Raw genomic sequence first — 14,921 nt, forward strand, 5'->3', positions numbered from 1 at the left:
GCCGGGAGGCGCGCCACCCTCCGAAGGCGCCCGCGACCAGGCCGCCCGCGACGGCCAGACCGACCGCCAGCGCGATCATGGACAGGTTCACGGGAGCGGTGAGGGCCACGTCGAGCGACCGGGAGGCCACCTGCCGCATCTCGCCGCCGGGGCCGCCGCCCATGCCTACCGTGCCGCCGCCGGGAACGCCCGCACCGCCCGCGCCGGAGCCTGCGGAGCCGCCCAGCTGCGCGGTCAGCGAGGGCCCGAAGGCGGTGACGGCCCACGCGCCGGCGAGGCCGAGCGCGATGCCCAGCGCGCCGCCGAGGAGGCCGGTCACCACGGCCTCGCCGACCACCTGGCCGGTGACGCGGCGCGAGCGCCAGCCCAGCGCCTTGAGGGTGCCGAACTCGCGGACCCGGCGGGCGACGGCGGATGAGGTCAGCAGGCCGGCCACCAGGAACGCGGCGGCGAGGACCACGACGGACAGCCACCGGCCGACGGTGACGGCGAGCCCGGAGGCGGTGGACAGGGACCCGGACACCGTGTCGGCGAGGTCCTCGGAAGTGGTCACGGTGGCGTCCGGCACGGTCTTGAGGACCGCGCTCTTCACCGCGTCCAGCTGCTGCGCGTCGTCCGCCTGGACGTAGACGGTGGTGATCTTGTTCTTGACGTCGGCCAGCTTCTGGGCCTGCGCGAGCGGGATGTAGACGTTGGCGGCGGCGTCGCCGCTGGAGGCGGTGGCCACGCCCACGACGGTGAACTCCGTGCCGCCGACGGTCACCTTGTCGCCGGTCCCGAGCTCCTTCTCCTTGGCGTAGGCGCTGTCCACCACGGCCGTCCTCGCCGAGGTCTCGGACTCCTCGAAGCCGCGCCCGGAGGTGATCTCCGAGGAGGTCAGCGGGCCGAGACCGGGCTGCGTGACGTCGGTGCCGTACACGCTGAAGCTGTCGATGGAGAAGTCGGCGCCGCCGCCCTCCACGGAGCCGCCGGGGCCGGCGCCGGCGCCCGGACGGCCGCCGCCGCTCTGGTCCTGCTTGAACTCGCCGGGGGTGAACCGACCATCGACCTTCATCACGTTGAGGCTGAGCCCGCCGACCGCGTCAGCCACCCCGTCGGTCTTCGCGACCTTCGCGGCGGTGGAGGCGGACAGGGTCTGGAAGCCCTGGACCATCACGCGGTCGCTGCTCTGCCGGTCGTCGCCGTCCTCGCCGTCCTCGCCGGGCTTGGCGTCGAACCTGAACCTGGGCCGGCCACCGCTGTCGTCCCCGTCGCCGGAGGGCGCCTCGAGGGCCTTGGTGACGGTCATGTCGGTGCCCAGCCCGTAGAGGGACTGCAGGACCTGGTCCTGCGCCTTGCCCATGCCGGAGGACACGGCGTTGACGACGATGACGAGCGCGATGCCGAGCGCCAGGCCGGAGGCGACGACCAGCGACGCCTTTCTGCGGCGGCGCAGTTCGCGGCGGAGATAGGTGAGGAACATGCGCGGGACGCTAGAGGGGCGGGCTGGGAGACCCCTGTGGGTTGTGTGAGAAAACCCCGAGAGCGCCGGAGCCCGAGAGCTTCGCGAACGCGAGAGCCCCCCGCCCGGAAACGGCGGAGGCGCCCGGTGACGCGTGCGTCGTGCACGCGTCACCGGGCGCCTCCGGCACCGCCTCGGGGGCGGAGCCATGTCAGGGCCGGGGAGTCACCGCCGTCCGGTCAGACGGCGGAGCCCGCCACCCACTGGTCCCACGGCATGTTCCAGCCGTTGAAACCGTTGTCCGGGGCGACCGTCTTGTCGCCGGTGTTCTTGACGACCACCACGTCGCCGATCATCGAGTTCTCGAAGAACCAGGCGCCCGGCTTGTTCGGGTCGTTCGCGCCCTTGGCGTCCTCCAGGCCCACGCAGCCGTGGCTGGTGTTGACGTTGCCGAAGACGCCCTGGCCCCAGTAGTTGCCGTGGATGAAGGTGCCGGACGTGGTCAGCCGCATGGCGTGCGGGACGTCCTTGATGTCGTACTCGCCCTTGCCGTCGTCGTCGGTGAAGCCGACGGTCGAGCCGTCCATCCGGGTCTCCTTGAACTTCTCGGAGATCACCATCTGGCCCTCGTAGGTCTTGTTCTCGGGCGAACCCGCGGAGATGGGGATGGTGCGGATGGTCTCGCCGTTGCGCGTGACCTTCATCTGCTTGGTCTCGGCGTCCACGACGGAGACCTGGTTGCGGCCGATGTTGAAGGTGACGGTCTTCTGCTGGACGCCGTAGACGTTCGGCGCGCCCTCGACGCCGTCCAGCGCGAGCTTCATGGTGACCGTCGCCCCCTCCTTCCAGTAGTCCTGGGGGCGGCAGTCCATCCGGGTCGTGCTGAACCAGTGGCAGGCGACCTCCTGGCCGCTGCTCACCGAGACGTCGACACCCTGCTGGACGGCCTTCTTGTCGGTGATCTCCTTGTCGAAGCGGATCGACACCGGCATGCCGACACCGACGGTGGAGCCGTCCTCCGGGGAGAAGTTGCCTATGAAGCTGTTGGAGGGCGAGACGGTGGTGAAGGTGGCGTTCTCGTGGGAGGCGCGGCCCTTGGAGTCCTCGGCCGTCACCGACATCTTGTAGGTGGTCGCCCGCTCGAGCTGCACGGAGGGCTTCCAGGAGGTCTTGTCGCCGGACATCTCGCCCTCGACCGCCTCGCCGTCCTTGGTCTTCACCTCGACCTCGGTCAGCTTGCCCTTCTTGACGGAGACGTGACCCGCGTTGTTGATCGACGCGTTGTCCGTGCCGTCCTTGGGCGTGATGGAGATCTCGGCGACCGACGTCTCCTTCGCCGCCGCCTCGTCGGCCCTCTCCTGGGCGTCCGGACGGGCGGGCTCGTCGTCCCCTCCACAACCGGACAGGACCATCACGCCGCCCAGAAGTGCGGACGCGACCGCCAGACCCCTGCGCCGCCGCCGCTCACCGACCGTCTTCACACGTATCTCCATCATCACTGGTCACCCGACCCCTTGGGGAGGCCCCCGCCCGTGCCGCGGCCCGGTGCGGGCATACATCCCCGTCAGCATTCTCAACGCCTGGACGGGCCGTTCCGGTTCCGTCTCGCGGTGAATTGTGCAATGCGCCACGCCGCGGACCGCCGGAACGGTCCGCGGAGGACCGGAAGACATCGTTCCGTAGGGGTCGCCTTCCCCGCCAGGGGTCAGCCGATGCCGATGCGAACCGTCACGTCCCCGCCTGCGACGGGACCGCCGGCCCGATCGCCGGGGAAGTCCTCCTCGTGCTCGCCATCATCGCCGTACAGGTCGCCGTCGAGCGAATCCAGGCCCCCCTCCACGTGCTCCGCGCTCCACGAGGTGTGGGTCAGCTCGATCCCCGGCAGCGCCCCCACCAGGTCGAACGGGTCGACGAGGTAGGCCAGGGCCTCCGCGGTGTCATGCGTCACCACGGCCTCGATGCGGCCCCGTTCGCCGTCCGGCAGCGTCCCCTCCGCGGCGATCCGGTCCTGCGCGGTGCGCCGGAGCGCCTCCGGGTCGTCGACCTCCACGATCAGCTGGACGTCGAGACGGACATAACGGCTGTTTTCGGTTGCAGTCATGGCAGGGAGAGTACGGTGGTCCGCGCCCTCGGGTTTCCCGCGACCCGCGCCTTTCACTAGCATCAGGTCACACGGTCAATTCGCCAGCGCCACAAGGGGATCGATATCCGTGTCCACGACGCGCCGCTCACTGCTGACCGCCGCCGCCGCGGGCGCCCTGCTGGGCGCCCTCTCCTTCGTCCCGTCCGCCAACGCGACGATGACGCCGGAGGAACCGGAACCGCGGTCCGCCGCCGCCGCTCCCGCCGCCGCGGGCGCGGAGAGCGGCTCCGGGGTGCACACCATGACCACCGTCTCCGACACCACCTCGACGTCGGCCACGGTCCACTCCCAGGCCGACGGCACCGAGCTCGCCGACACCGGCGCCTTCGACACGACGCCGTACATCATGGGCGGCACCGCGTTCCTCGGCATCGGGGCGGCCTTCGTGGCGTACTCGGTCCGACGGGAGCGCATGGGGCTGTAGGGGCCGGTCCTTCGTGGGCGCAGAAACGGAACGCCCTTGACCGTGTGTGAGGAAGACCTCATAGTCCCACGGTGAACAACTCCCCGTGGGCGCGTCCGGCTGCCCTCACTCTCGCCTGCGCGCTGTCCCTGTCCCTGCTCACGGGCTGCGCCGACGGCTCCGACACGAAGCCGTCCGGTGCCACCGCCTCCCCGAGCAAGGCCGCCGCACCCGCGGCCGAGGCACTCTCCGAGAAGGAGCTCGCCACGCTGGTCCTCGCGGAGGGCGACCTCGATGGTTACAAGATCCAGAAGGCTTCCGAGAAGCAGCTCCGTACCGCCTCCGGGAGCAAGGACGACGTGAGGGTCGCCGAGGTCTGCAGGCCGCTCCTGGAGGCGGACGGCATCCTCGGCGAACCGGCCGCCTTCGTCGGCGGCGCGGCCGCCCAGATACCTGAGGTCGAGCCGCAGGAGGACGGGAAACTGCCGGACCTCAACGGCCTGATGCGGATCGATGTCACCGCGATCGTCGTCGCCTCGTACGACGGGGACGGCGCTCGGAACGTGATGAAGAGCCTCGCCGACGGGGTCGAGACCTGCGACGGAGAGTTCCCCTACACACTGCCGGGCAAGGACACGGTGACCACCGCCGTGACCCCGCGGAAGTCCGTCACGGCGGAAGGGGCCGACGACGCCGTCGCCTTCATGATGAGCGCCAGGAAGAAGAAGGGCGCTGCGTTGAACCGCACCTACTTCCAGGTGGTGCGCCACGGATCCAACGTGATCACCTACATGACCCTCAACGTGGCGAAGTCGCTGGACGGCACCCCGTACGCGCTCGACGCCGAGGTCGTGGCCGCCCAGTCCAAGAAGGCGACCGAGCGGCTGGGCATCCTCTGAGGCGTGACGCCGCCACCGGGCCGGCCGGTGAGGGCCGGCCCGGTGGCGACGCGTGCCGTCAGGACAGCGGACCCGTGACCGCCGCGGCCGCGCGGGCGACGCCGCCCTCGCGGACGAAGGCCTCGGCCGCCGCGAGGTCGGGGGCGAGGTAGCGGTCCGGGCCGGGACCCTCGACACCGGCCGCGCGGGCGGCCACGACGACGGCCCAGGTGGCGGGCGCGGCGGCCAGCCCCGTGGCGGCACGGCGCAGCTCCAGCGCGCGGGAGGCCGCGACCAGCTCCACGGCGACGACCCTGGCCAGGTTCTCGACCACGTGCCGCAGCTTGCGCGCCGCGGACCAGCCCATCGAGACGTGGTCCTCCTGCATCGCGCTGGAGGGGATGGAGTCCACCGACGCGGGGACGGCGAGCCGCTTGAGCTCGCTGACCAGCGCGGCCTGGGTGTACTGGGCGATCATCAGCCCGGAGTCGACGCCGGGGTCGTCGGCGAGGAACGCGGGCAGCCCGTGCGAGCGGGCCTTGTCCAGCAGCCGGTCGGTGCGCCGCTCGGCGACGGAGGCCAGGTCGGCCGCGGCGATCGCGAGGAAGTCGAGGACGTAGGCGACCGGCGCGCCGTGGAAGTTGCCGTTGGACTCGACGCGGCCGTCCGGCAGCACCACCGGGTTGTCCACGGCGGCCGCCAGCTCCCGCCCGGCCACCAGCTCGGCGTGGGTGAGGGTGTCCCGCCCGGCGCCCGCCACCTGCGGGGCGCAGCGCACCGAGTAGGCGTCCTGCACCCGCGGCTCGTCGCCCTGGTGCTGTCCGGTCATCTCCGAGCCGCGCAGCACGGCCAGCATGTTGGCGGCGGAGTCCGCCTGGCCGGGGTGCGGGCGGATGGCGTGCAGCTCGGGCGCCAGGACGCGCTCGGAGCCCAGCAGCGCCTCCAGCGTCATCGCGGCGGTGACGTCCGCGGAGGTGTACAGCAGGCGCAGGTCCGCCAGGGCCATCAGCAGCATGCCGAGCATGCCGTCGGTGCCGTTGAGGAGGGCCAGGCCCTCCTTCTCCTTGAGCTCGACGGGGCGCAGCCCGTGCGCCGCGAGCAGCTCGCGGACCGGGCGGAGCTCGCCGTCGGGGCCCTCGGCCTCGCCCTCGCCCATCAGGGCGAGCGCGCAGTGCGAGAGGGGGGCGAGGTCTCCGGAGCAGCCGAGGGAGCCGTACTCGTGCACCACGGGGGTGATGCCGGCGTTCAGCAGGTCCGCCATGGCCTGCGCGACCTCGGGGCGCACGCCGGTGCGGCCGGAGCAGACGGTCTTGAGCCGCAGGAACATCAGCGCGCGCACCACCTCGCGCTCGACCCGCGGGCCCATGCCGGCGGCGTGCGAGCGGACGATGTTGCGCTGCAGCCGGGTGCGCAGGTCCGGGCCGATGTGCCGGGTCGCCAGCGCGCCGAAGCCGGTGCTCACGCCGTAGACGGGGTCGGGCTTGGCGGCGAGGGCGTCGATGACCTCGCGGGACGCGGTCAGTTCGCGCACCGCCTCGTCCGAGAGCTCCACGCGCGCGCCGTGCCGCGCCACGGCGAGCACCTGCTCCGGGGTGAGGCCGGAGGTTCCCACCACCACAGTTTCCGTCGAACCGGTGTGCATATCCATATTCAGGAGCCTAGAGCTTGAATTCGTCAGTGTCATGGGTGGGTTGGACCACATCGGGCGGCGCGTCCCCGGGAGGGTGGTCCGCGGCCGGTGGCGGCAGGTCCCGTCCGCGCAGCGCGCGCCGCTCCCCGCCGCCCTCCGGCGGGGGCGCGTCGGCCAGTCGCAGGACCGGGTCCTGCGGTCCTTCGACGCCCGCGACAACGGGTCCGGCGGTGCGTCCGGCCTTGGCGCGGTACTGGGCGGCGTCGGCCAGCCGGAACAGCCGCCGCGCCGAGGTGACGGGGCCGACCGGTTCCTCCGTGGTGGCGATCCCGCAGGCCACGCCCTCGCCCAGTTCGAGGTCCCGGGCGCGCCGGCACAGCTCCTCGGCGGCGCGCACCACCTCCTCGGTGGACGGGCCGACCGCGATCAGGCAGAACTCGTCGCCGCCCAGGCGGGCGGCCAGCGCGTCGGGCAGCATCGCCCCGCACAGCGAGAGCACCGAGCCGAAGCGTTCCAGGAGGCGGTCGCCGGCTGCGTGACCGAGGGTGTCGTTGACCTGCTTGAGCCCGTTGAGGTCGCAGACGACCAGGCTGACCACGGCGCCCTCCTTGCGGTGCCGTTCGATGGCCTCGTCCAGCCGGGCGTCGACGGCGCGGCGGTTGGCGAGGCCGGTCAGGGCGTCGGTGAAGGCGAGTCGTTCGGCCTCCTCCAGGCGCTTCATCTGGGCGAGCCCGGCGGCGACCACGGCGGCCAGGACGGTGGCGAAGTCGGCGTCGGAGCGGCCGAAGACGGGCGCGCCCAGCGGCCGGGCCACGTACAGCTCGCCCCAGGCGCGGCCGTGCAGCACGATCGGCGCGATCACGCAGCAGCCGCGGCCCCGGCGGCGCAGCGCGGCGACCCGCTGGTGGCAGTACCCGGCACGGTCGTCGGGAGACCCCTTGGCCGGGCCGCCGTCGACCGTCTCCACCCAGGCGTCCGGCTCCCCGCCGTTGGCCCAGCGCTCGTGCAGGAACTCGGTGATCTCCGGGAACTGGTGCACCGGGTAGGACTCGGAGCGGGGGAACTCCTCCTCGTCCGGGGCGCGCTCGCCGACGTTGACCAGGACGCGGAGCCGGCCCATCTCCCGCTCCCACACCGACAGCGCGGCGAAGCTGCCGCCCAGCGCGTGACTCGCACCCAGGGCGGCGGCCCGCCAGGACTCCCGGGGCGTCCTGGCGGCGGCCATGCCCTGGGCCAGCGTGACGACCGCGCGCAGGCGGTTCTCCTCTGCCATGCGTTCAGGCTAGGGATGTTTCGGCACAAACGTGACGTCGGAGAGCGAGCGGCGGTCACTTTCCGTGACCGGTGGGGCGCTGGGCGGCGCTCAGACCCAGAGCTCGGTGACGCTGACGTCGAGCTTGCCGAGCAGGCGCCGCAGGAGCGGGAGGCTGAGACCGATGACGTTGCCGTGGTCGCCGTCGATCCCCTCGACGAACGGCGCGGACCGCCCGTCCAGGGTGAACGCGCCCGCCACGTGCAGCGGCTCGCCGGTGGCGACGTAGGCGTCGATCTCCTCGTCGGTGGGGTCGCCGAAGCGGACCACGGTGGAGGCGGTGCCGGAGGTGTACCGGCCGGTGGTGGTGTCGTACACGCAGTGGCCGGTCTGCAGGACGCCGGCGCGGCCCCGCATCGCCTTCCAGCGGGCGGTGGCCTCGGCGGCGTCGGCCGGCTTGCCCAGCGGCTCGCCGTCCAGGTCGAGCACGGAGTCGCAGCCGATCACCAGGGCGCCGGCCGCCTCGGGGCGGGCGGCGACCACGGAGGCCTTGGCCTCGGCGAGCGCCAGGGCCAGCTCGGCGGGGGTGGGGGCGGTCACGGCGTCCTCGTCCACGCCACTGACGATCACCTCGGGGGCGAACCCGGCCTGCCGGAGCAGTCCGAGCCGGGCGGGGGACTGGGACGCCAGGACGAGGCGGCGGGGCCGGCCGGCGGCGTGGCCGGCGGGCCGGTGGTCGATGAGATCGGTCATAGGGGCAGCGTATCGACGCCGAGGACCACCATGGCGAGGATCATCGCGAGGGCCATCAGGACGCCGAGCCGCCGGAGCATGACCTGCGTCCTGCGCAGTTCCTCGGGCGGCCCGGCCTGGGGATCGGGGTCGGACCAGAGCACACCACCGAGCATGCGGCCCCGCCCCACCCGCCGCCTGAGTACGCGTACTCAGGCCGCTCCCGGTATCGCTCACCTCCCACGTCCCCGCAGGTCACACGAGTGTCGCGGCACAGTGGCGCGCGTCACGGCAGGTGCGGCACGCGTGCCGGGCTGCGCGCGGCCGGGCAGGGCGGCGTGAGGCACGCGGGGCGGCGCCACAGGGCGCGCCGTCGCGGGAACGGCGTGGCGGGAACGCCGTCGCGGGAACGCCGCAGGGGCCGGTGGTCGCCCACCGGCCCCTGCGTGCCGTTCCGGCCCTGCCCACCGGGGGTGCGGGTCGGGTCAGGCGGGCCAGTAGGTGCGGGCCCAGACGCCCGGGCCCGGCTGCGGGAGCCGGCGCGCGGCCAGGGCGGCCGGGTCGGACCAGGCGTCCCGGGCCCCGTCGGACCCCTCCCCCGGCGCCGCGGCGACGGCCGCGGCGCGGGCTCGGACCACCGCCAGTGCGGCGGCCAGCTCCTCGGGTGTCGGGTTGCCGCGCACGACCTTGATCGTCATAGCCAGGACCCTTCCTAGAGCGGGATGTTGCCGTGCTTCTTCGGCGGAAGTGATTCCCGCTTGGTGCGCAGATGACGCAGGCCGCGGACGATCTGCGAGCGGGTCTGGGACGGCGCGACGACCGCGTCCACGTAACCGTTCTCCGCGGCGATGTACGGGTTGAGCAGCGTGTCCTCGTACTCCTGGATCAGCCGCGCCCGCACCGCCTCGAGATCCTCGCCGTTGGCCTCGGCCTCGGCGAGCGTGCGCCGGTGCAGGATGTTGACCGCGCCCTGCGCGCCCATCACCGCGATCTGCGCCGTCGGCCACGCCAGGTTGAGGTCGGCGCCCAGGTGCTTGGAGCCCATCACGTCGTACGCGCCGCCGAACGCCTTGCGGGTGATCACGGTGATCAGCGGGACGGTGGCCTCCGCGTAGGCGTAGATCAGCTTGGCGCCGCGGCGGATGATGCCGTCGTGCTCCTGGCCGACGCCCGGCAGGAACCCGGGCACGTCCACGAACGTCAGCACCGGCACGTTGAAGGCGTCACACGTCCGGACGAACCGCGCCGCCTTCTCGCTGGCCTTGATGTCCAGGCAGCCCGCGAACTGCATCGGCTGGTTGGCGACCACGCCCACCGGGCGGCCCTCGACGCGGCCGAAGCCGGTGAGGATGTTCGGCGCGAACAGCGGCTGCGTCTCGAAGAACTCCCCGTCGTCCAGGATGTGTTCGAGCACGGTGTGCATGTCGTACGGCTGGTTGGCGCTGTCCGGGATCAGCCGGTCGAGCTCCAGGTCCTCGTCGGTGACCGTGAGGTCGGCCTCCTCCGGGAAGGACGGCGCCTCGCTCAGGTTGTTCGACGGCAGGTACGACAGCAGCTGCTTGATGTACTCGACCGCGTCCTTCTCGTCCCCGGCCATGTGATGGGCCACGCCCGAGAGGGAGTTGTGGGTGTGCGCGCCGCCCAGCTCCTCGAAGCCGACGTCCTCGCCGGTGACCGTCTTGATGACGTCGGGGCCGGTGATGAACATGTGCGAGGTCTTGTCGACCATCACGGTGAAGTCGGTGATGGCGGGCGAGTACACCGCGCCGCCCGCACAGGGGCCGACGACCAGGCTGATCTGCGGGATCACGCCCGAGGCGTGGGTGTTGCGGCGGAAGATCTCGCCGTACGCGCCCAGCGAGGCCACGCCCTCCTGGATGCGGGCGCCGCCGGAGTCGTTGATGCCGATCACCGGGCAGCCGGTCTTCAGCGCGAAGTCCATCACCTTGGCGATCTTCTGCCCGTAGATCTCGCCGAGGGCTCCTCCGAAGACGGTGAAGTCCTGGGAGAACACCGCGACCGGACGGCCGTCGACGGTGCCGTAGCCGGTCACCACGCCGTCGCCGTACGGCCGGTTCCGCTCCAGGCCGAAGTTGGTGGAACGGTGCCGGGCGAACTCGTCGAGCTCCACGAACGACCCGTCGTCCAAAAGGAGTTCGACCCGCTCACGGGCGGTCAGCTTGCCCTTGGCGTGCTGCTTCTCCACCGCCTTGCCCGAACCGGCGTGCGTTGCCTGCTCGATGCGGTTCCGGAGATCCGCCAGCTTGCCCGCGGTGGTGTGAATGTCGCCCTGCTGCAGCTCTTCCGGCTCGGCCATCGGGGGTGCGGCTCCCTGCTGGTGGTGGGGTTGACGTCGGTGTTCGGCGTGAAGGGGGGGTGTCGGCGGGAGGATGGTTACTCAGCCGTAGCGTAATGGCGGACCGCCTGTCCGGCAGTGCGGCGTATCCCACACCTACGCTGGGTTGCATGACGCCGCGTGATCGCTCAGAACGCCCTTCCTCCCCCGGCGACGGGGCCCCGGCCGCCGGCCGCTGGTCGGACCTCGACCGCCCGCCCCTGAACGCCGCCGCGCTGCGGCGGGCGCTGGTGCGGGAGGACTCCGTGTGGACCGCCCTCGACGTCGTGCCGGTCACCGGCTCCACCAACTCCGACCTGGTCGCGGCGGCGCGCGCGGGCCGGGCCGAGGAGGGCGCGGTGCTGGTGGCCGAGGAGCAGTCCGCGGCGCGCGGGCGGCTGGACCGGGTGTGGTCGGCGCCCGCCCGCTCGGGGCTCTTCTTCTCCGTGCTGCTGGCACCCAACGACGTCCCGGTGACCCGCTGGGGATGGCTGCCGCTGCTCACCGGCGTCGCGGTGGCGACCGGGCTGGCCCGCACGGCCGGTCTCGACACGGCCCTGAAGTGGCCCAACGACCTGCTGGTCACGGTCGACGGGCAGGAGCGCAAGGCCGGCGGGATCCTCGCGGAACGGGCCGGCACCGAGGGCGTGGTGGTGGGCGTCGGCCTCAACGTCACGCTCCGTCCGGACGAGCTGCCCGTGCCGACTGCCGGCTCCCTCGCGCTGGCGGGCGCGGAGGTCACCGACCGCGACACGCTGCTGCGCGGTGTCCTGCGCTCCCTGGAGCAGTGGTACACCCGCTGGCGGGTGGTCGGCGGGGACCCCGAGATGAGCGGGCTCCTGGAGACGTACGCGGCGGGCTGCGCGACCCTCGGGCGGCAGGTGCGCGCCCTGCTGCCGGGCGGCGACGACCTGGTGGGCGAGGCCACCGCGCTCGACGGCGACGGCCGCCTCGTCATCACCGCCGCCGACGGCACCCGCCACCCCGTCTCCGCCGGCGACATCGTCCACCTCCGCCCGGCGTGACGCGCGCCCTCCCGCGCGGGGTGGTGAGGGCCGCGGGGCGGTGCGCCCGGGGCACACCACTCCGGCGGTGCGATCCGGGAGTGAGCTGCGGCACACCTGCCGTAGAGTTGAGGCCGGTCCAAACCTGACCTCGGCAGATCGGAAGGGCAACAGGCGTGACCGTCGACGACGCGGGCTCCGGCACCGGCGGACATCCCGGACCGGACGGCGACCCCCGGCCCGGCCCCGGCCGCGCTGCCGACCGCTCCGCCGACGCCTCCGCCGGCCCCCGGCCCGCCGCCGCGGAGGCCGCGGGCGACGCCGGGTCCGGCTCCGGCCCGGGCTCCGATTCCGGCTCCGGGGGCCGTGACTCCGACGGCTCCGCGGCCCGCGCCGCCGGCGGCGGCCCCGAGGGTGAGGGCGTCGCCGGGTCCACGGACGGCGACGGCCGGCCCGGCAGAGCCGGCGACGAGCGCCCGTTCTCCGGCTCCGACCACGGCGAGGAACCCACCGCCGCCGACCGCACCGCCGCGCAGAACACCACGGGCACGTCCGACGAGGACCCGCTGGCCCTGCGGCTTGAGTCCCTGATCCTCGGCGCCGAGCGCCGCTACAGCCCCTTCCAGGCGGCCCGCAGCGCGGGCGTCTCCATGGAGCTGGCCTCCCGCTTCTGGCGCGCCATGGGCTTCGCCGACATCGGCCAGGCCAAGGCCCTCACCGAGGCCGACGTGCTCGCCCTGCGCCGCCTGGCCGGTCTCGTCGAAGCGGGCCTGCTCAGCGAGGCCATGGCGGTCCAGGTCGCCCGCTCGACCGGCCAGACCACCGCCCGTCTGGCGGAATGGCAGATCGATTCCTTCCTGGAGGGCCTCACCGAGCCCCCCGAGCCGGGCATGACCCGCACCGAGGTGACCTACCCGCTCATCGAGCTGCTCCTGCCCGAGCTGCAGGAGTTCCTCGTCTACGTCTGGCGCCGCCAGCTCGCCGCGGCGACCGGGCGCGTCATCCAGACGGCCGACGACGAGGAGATGGTCGACCGCCGCCTGTGCGTCGCCTTCGCCGACCTGGTCGGCTTCACCCGGCTGACCCGCCGCCTCGAGGAGGAGGAGCTGGGCGAGCTGGTGGAGGCGTTCGAGACCACCGCCGCCGACCTGGTCGCCGCGCACGGCGGCCGGCTGGTGAAGACCCTCGGCGACGAGGTCCTCTACGTCGCCGACGACGCGGGCGTCGCCGCCGACATCGCGCTGCGTCTGATCGAGACCCTCTCCCACGACGAGACCATGCCCGAGCTGCGCGTCGGCATGGCCTTCGGCACCGTCACCACCCGGATGGGCGATGTCTTCGGCACGACGGTGAACCTGGCCTCCCGCCTCACCTCCATAGCCCCGAAGGACGCCGTCCTGGTCGACAGCGAGCTGGCCCAGGAGCTGCGCCGCACCCAGGACGCCCCGGCCGCCGAGGAGCAGGTCAAGGAGGACGAGGAGGAGCGGTACCGGTTCGCCCTGCAGCCCATGTGGCAGCGGCCGGTGCGCGGCCTCGGCGTGGTCGAGCCGTGGCTGCTCACCCGGCGCGGCATCCGCCCCTGACGCCCTGAGATGATCCCCGGCGACAACAGTGCAGTCGTCGAAACCGGGAGGTCGTCCACCATGAGCGAGCACCAGGCCCCAGCACAGAGCGCGCGGGACGCGGAGCAGGCGGAGCCGCAGGACGGCGAGCGGTACGGGGAGTTCGTGCGGGTGGTCCGCCACGGGTACGTCGCCGAACTGGTGCTGGACCGCCCGCGGGCGATGAACGCGGTCTCCACGGACATGGCCCGCTCCCTCACCGCCGCCTGCGACGCGCTGTCGGCGGACCCGGACGCCCGCGTCGTCGTGCTGACCTCCAGTCACGAGCGGGCGTTCTGCGTGGGCGCGGACCTCAAGGAGCGGAACGGCTTCAGCGACGCGCAGCTGCGGCTGCAGCGGCCCGTCAACCGGGCCGCGTACACGGGCGTGCTGGAGCTGCCGATGCCGACGATCGCCTCGGTGCACGGCTTCGCCCTGGGCGGCGGCTTCGAGATCGCGCTCTCCTGCGACCTGATCGTCGCGGACCGCACGGCGGTGGTGGGGCTGCCGGAGGTGTCGGTGGGCGTCATCCCCGGCGGCGGCGGCACGCAGCTGCTGCCGCGCCGGGTGGGCGCGGCGCGGGCCGCCGAGCTCATCTTCACCGCGCGGCGGGTGGAGGCGGCCGAGGCCCGTGAGCTGGGCCTGGTCGACCTGCTCGTAGAGGAGGGCACGGACCGCGAGGAGTCCCTGGCCCTGGCCGCACGCATCGCTGCGAACTCCCCCGTGGGCCTGCGCGCCGCCAAGCGGGCGATGCGGCTCGGCTGGGGCAAGGACCTCCCCTCCGGCCTCGACCTCGAGGACAACGCGTGGCGCACGGTGGCGTTCTCCGGCGACCGCGCGGAGGGGGTCGCCGCGTTCAACGAGAAGCGCCGCCCGAACTGGCCGGGCGAGTAGACGCGCCCCGCGGACGGCGCGGGCCCTGCACCTCCGCGCGCACTCCGACCGCGGGTCAGGTCACAGTGGAGCGAGGCGTGGGGCCGCCGCCCGACGCGGCACGGGGCCGCGGTCCCACGAGGCGCGCACCACCTCGACGGCGGGTCGGACCGTGGTCGAGAGGGCCGGAACGGGCTCGACGGCGGGTCGGGTCCCGGTGGAGCGAGGTCTGCACGAGTTCGACGGCGGGTCGGGTCGCGGTCGAGCGGGGCCTGAACGAGATCGACGGCGGGTCGGGTCCCGGTGGAGCGGGGCCTGAACGAGATCGACGGCGGGTCGGGCGCCGGTGGAGCGGGGCCTGATCCGGCTCTACGGGCGGTCGGGCGCCGGTGGGGTGAGGGTCGAGCGGTCGGTTCTGCGGGGCGCGTCCCTCACCGTGGCGCGCTCCTGCGCGGAGGCCGGGGTCGACTCCCACCGCACCGTGACTCGACGACGAACGGGCCGACGGTGGAGCGGTGCTCGGCCGGCTCGACGGCGGGGCGAGCAGCGGTGGAGGCGCACTCGACGCGCCCCGCGCGGCGGCCCTGTGAACGACCCGCGCGCGCTCCGCCGAACGGGGCGTCGAGGAA

Annotated in this window: 14 protein-coding genes; 5 read left to right on the forward strand and 9 right to left on the reverse strand. The window is 73.3% G+C overall.

Going from position 1 to position 14,921, the window contains the following annotated elements:
- The 3 genes from ACOV8S_RS16250 to ACOV8S_RS16260 all read right to left on the reverse strand — a co-directional run.
- The coding region (locus ACOV8S_RS16250) for an ABC transporter permease (protein WP_448318525.1) at positions 1 to 1,462 on the reverse strand (1,462 nt) is incomplete at its 3' end.
- A 218-nt stretch (positions 1,463 to 1,680) separates the two neighbouring features.
- On the reverse strand, positions 1,681 to 2,934 hold the full coding sequence (locus ACOV8S_RS16255; protein ID WP_448318882.1) for a L,D-transpeptidase: 1,254 nt from the start codon (positions 2,932 to 2,934) through the stop codon (positions 1,681 to 1,683).
- Between the two features lie 212 nt (positions 2,935 to 3,146).
- Positions 3,147 to 3,542 (reverse strand): hypothetical protein, encoded by a 396-nt coding sequence (locus tag ACOV8S_RS16260; protein ID WP_448318526.1) that lies wholly within the window; start codon positions 3,540 to 3,542, stop codon positions 3,147 to 3,149.
- Positions 3,543 to 3,651: 109 nt separating this feature from the next.
- Here ACOV8S_RS16260 and ACOV8S_RS16265 point away from each other — a divergent pair, with 109 nt between their 5' ends.
- A complete protein-coding gene (locus ACOV8S_RS16265; RefSeq protein ID WP_448318527.1) occupies positions 3,652 to 4,008 on the forward strand; it encodes a hypothetical protein in 357 nt (118 codons plus the stop codon).
- Between the two features lie 71 nt (positions 4,009 to 4,079).
- Complete coding sequence (locus tag ACOV8S_RS16270) at positions 4,080 to 4,886, forward strand: hypothetical protein (protein ID WP_448318528.1); 807 nt, start codon at positions 4,080 to 4,082, stop codon at positions 4,884 to 4,886.
- 58 nt (positions 4,887 to 4,944) lie between these two features.
- Here ACOV8S_RS16270 and hutH read toward each other — a convergent pair whose 3' ends face one another.
- The 6 genes from hutH to ACOV8S_RS16300 form a co-directional block, all read right to left on the reverse strand.
- Positions 4,945 to 6,513, reverse strand: coding sequence for a histidine ammonia-lyase (gene hutH / locus ACOV8S_RS16275; RefSeq protein ID WP_448318529.1), 1,569 nt, complete (start codon positions 6,511 to 6,513; stop codon positions 4,945 to 4,947).
- 10 nt (positions 6,514 to 6,523) lie between these two features.
- Positions 6,524 to 7,768, reverse strand: coding sequence for a diguanylate cyclase domain-containing protein (locus ACOV8S_RS16280; protein ID WP_448318530.1), 1,245 nt, complete (start codon positions 7,766 to 7,768; stop codon positions 6,524 to 6,526).
- 90 nt (positions 7,769 to 7,858) lie between these two features.
- Positions 7,859 to 8,500 (reverse strand): Maf family protein, encoded by a 642-nt coding sequence (locus ACOV8S_RS16285; protein WP_448318531.1) that lies wholly within the window; start codon positions 8,498 to 8,500, stop codon positions 7,859 to 7,861.
- Positions 8,497 to 8,643 carry a morphogenic membrane protein MmpB gene (mmpB, locus tag ACOV8S_RS16290; protein ID WP_351117080.1) on the reverse strand — a complete coding sequence of 49 codons (147 nt, stop codon included), beginning with the start codon at positions 8,641 to 8,643 and terminating at the stop codon, positions 8,497 to 8,499. The genes ACOV8S_RS16285 and mmpB overlap by 4 nt, the downstream gene beginning before the upstream one ends.
- Positions 8,644 to 8,964: 321 nt before the next feature.
- Positions 8,965 to 9,177, reverse strand: a complete 213-nt coding sequence (locus ACOV8S_RS16295; protein ID WP_448318532.1) for an acyl-CoA carboxylase epsilon subunit — start codon at positions 9,175 to 9,177, stop codon at positions 8,965 to 8,967.
- Between the two features lie 14 nt (positions 9,178 to 9,191).
- On the reverse strand, positions 9,192 to 10,796 hold the full coding sequence (locus ACOV8S_RS16300; protein WP_448318533.1) for an acyl-CoA carboxylase subunit beta: 1,605 nt from the start codon (positions 10,794 to 10,796) through the stop codon (positions 9,192 to 9,194).
- A 149-nt stretch (positions 10,797 to 10,945) separates the two neighbouring features.
- Here ACOV8S_RS16300 and ACOV8S_RS16305 point away from each other — a divergent pair, with 149 nt between their 5' ends.
- From ACOV8S_RS16305 to ACOV8S_RS16315, 3 genes are all read left to right on the forward strand, one after another.
- Positions 10,946 to 11,839 (forward strand): biotin--[acetyl-CoA-carboxylase] ligase, encoded by an 894-nt coding sequence (locus ACOV8S_RS16305; RefSeq protein ID WP_448318534.1) that lies wholly within the window; start codon positions 10,946 to 10,948, stop codon positions 11,837 to 11,839.
- A 155-nt stretch (positions 11,840 to 11,994) separates the two neighbouring features.
- A complete protein-coding gene (locus tag ACOV8S_RS16310; protein ID WP_448318535.1) occupies positions 11,995 to 13,401 on the forward strand; it encodes an adenylate/guanylate cyclase domain-containing protein in 1,407 nt (468 codons plus the stop codon).
- A gap of 60 nt (positions 13,402 to 13,461) precedes the next feature.
- A complete protein-coding gene (locus ACOV8S_RS16315; protein WP_448318536.1) occupies positions 13,462 to 14,313 on the forward strand; it encodes an enoyl-CoA hydratase/isomerase family protein in 852 nt (283 codons plus the stop codon).
- The last annotated feature ends 608 nt before the right edge of the window (positions 14,314 to 14,921 follow it).

The sequence above is a fragment of the Streptomyces sp. CO7 genome (assembly GCF_053474865.1).

Bases quoted from the DNA above. Each gene is read 5' to 3' on its own strand.
- ACOV8S_RS16305 (WP_448318534.1), top strand. From the start codon at position 10,946: ATGACGCCGCGTGATCGCTCAGAACGCCCTTCCTCCCCCGGCGACGGG.
- hutH (WP_448318529.1), bottom strand. From the start codon at position 6,513: ATGGATATGCACACCGGTTCGACGGAAACTGTGGTGGTGGGAACCTCC.
- ACOV8S_RS16280 (WP_448318530.1), bottom strand. From the start codon at position 7,768: ATGGCAGAGGAGAACCGCCTGCGCGCGGTCGTCACGCTGGCCCAGGGC.
- ACOV8S_RS16285 (WP_448318531.1), bottom strand. From the start codon at position 8,500: ATGACCGATCTCATCGACCACCGGCCCGCCGGCCACGCCGCCGGCCGG.
- ACOV8S_RS16300 (WP_448318533.1), bottom strand. From the start codon at position 10,796: ATGGCCGAGCCGGAAGAGCTGCAGCAGGGCGACATTCACACCACCGCG.
- ACOV8S_RS16315 (WP_448318536.1), top strand. From the start codon at position 13,462: ATGAGCGAGCACCAGGCCCCAGCACAGAGCGCGCGGGACGCGGAGCAG.
- ACOV8S_RS16295 (WP_448318532.1), bottom strand. From the start codon at position 9,177: ATGACGATCAAGGTCGTGCGCGGCAACCCGACACCCGAGGAGCTGGCC.
- ACOV8S_RS16260 (WP_448318526.1), bottom strand. From the start codon at position 3,542: ATGACTGCAACCGAAAACAGCCGTTATGTCCGTCTCGACGTCCAGCTG.
- ACOV8S_RS16255 (WP_448318882.1), bottom strand. From the start codon at position 2,934: ATGGAGATACGTGTGAAGACGGTCGGTGAGCGGCGGCGGCGCAGGGGT.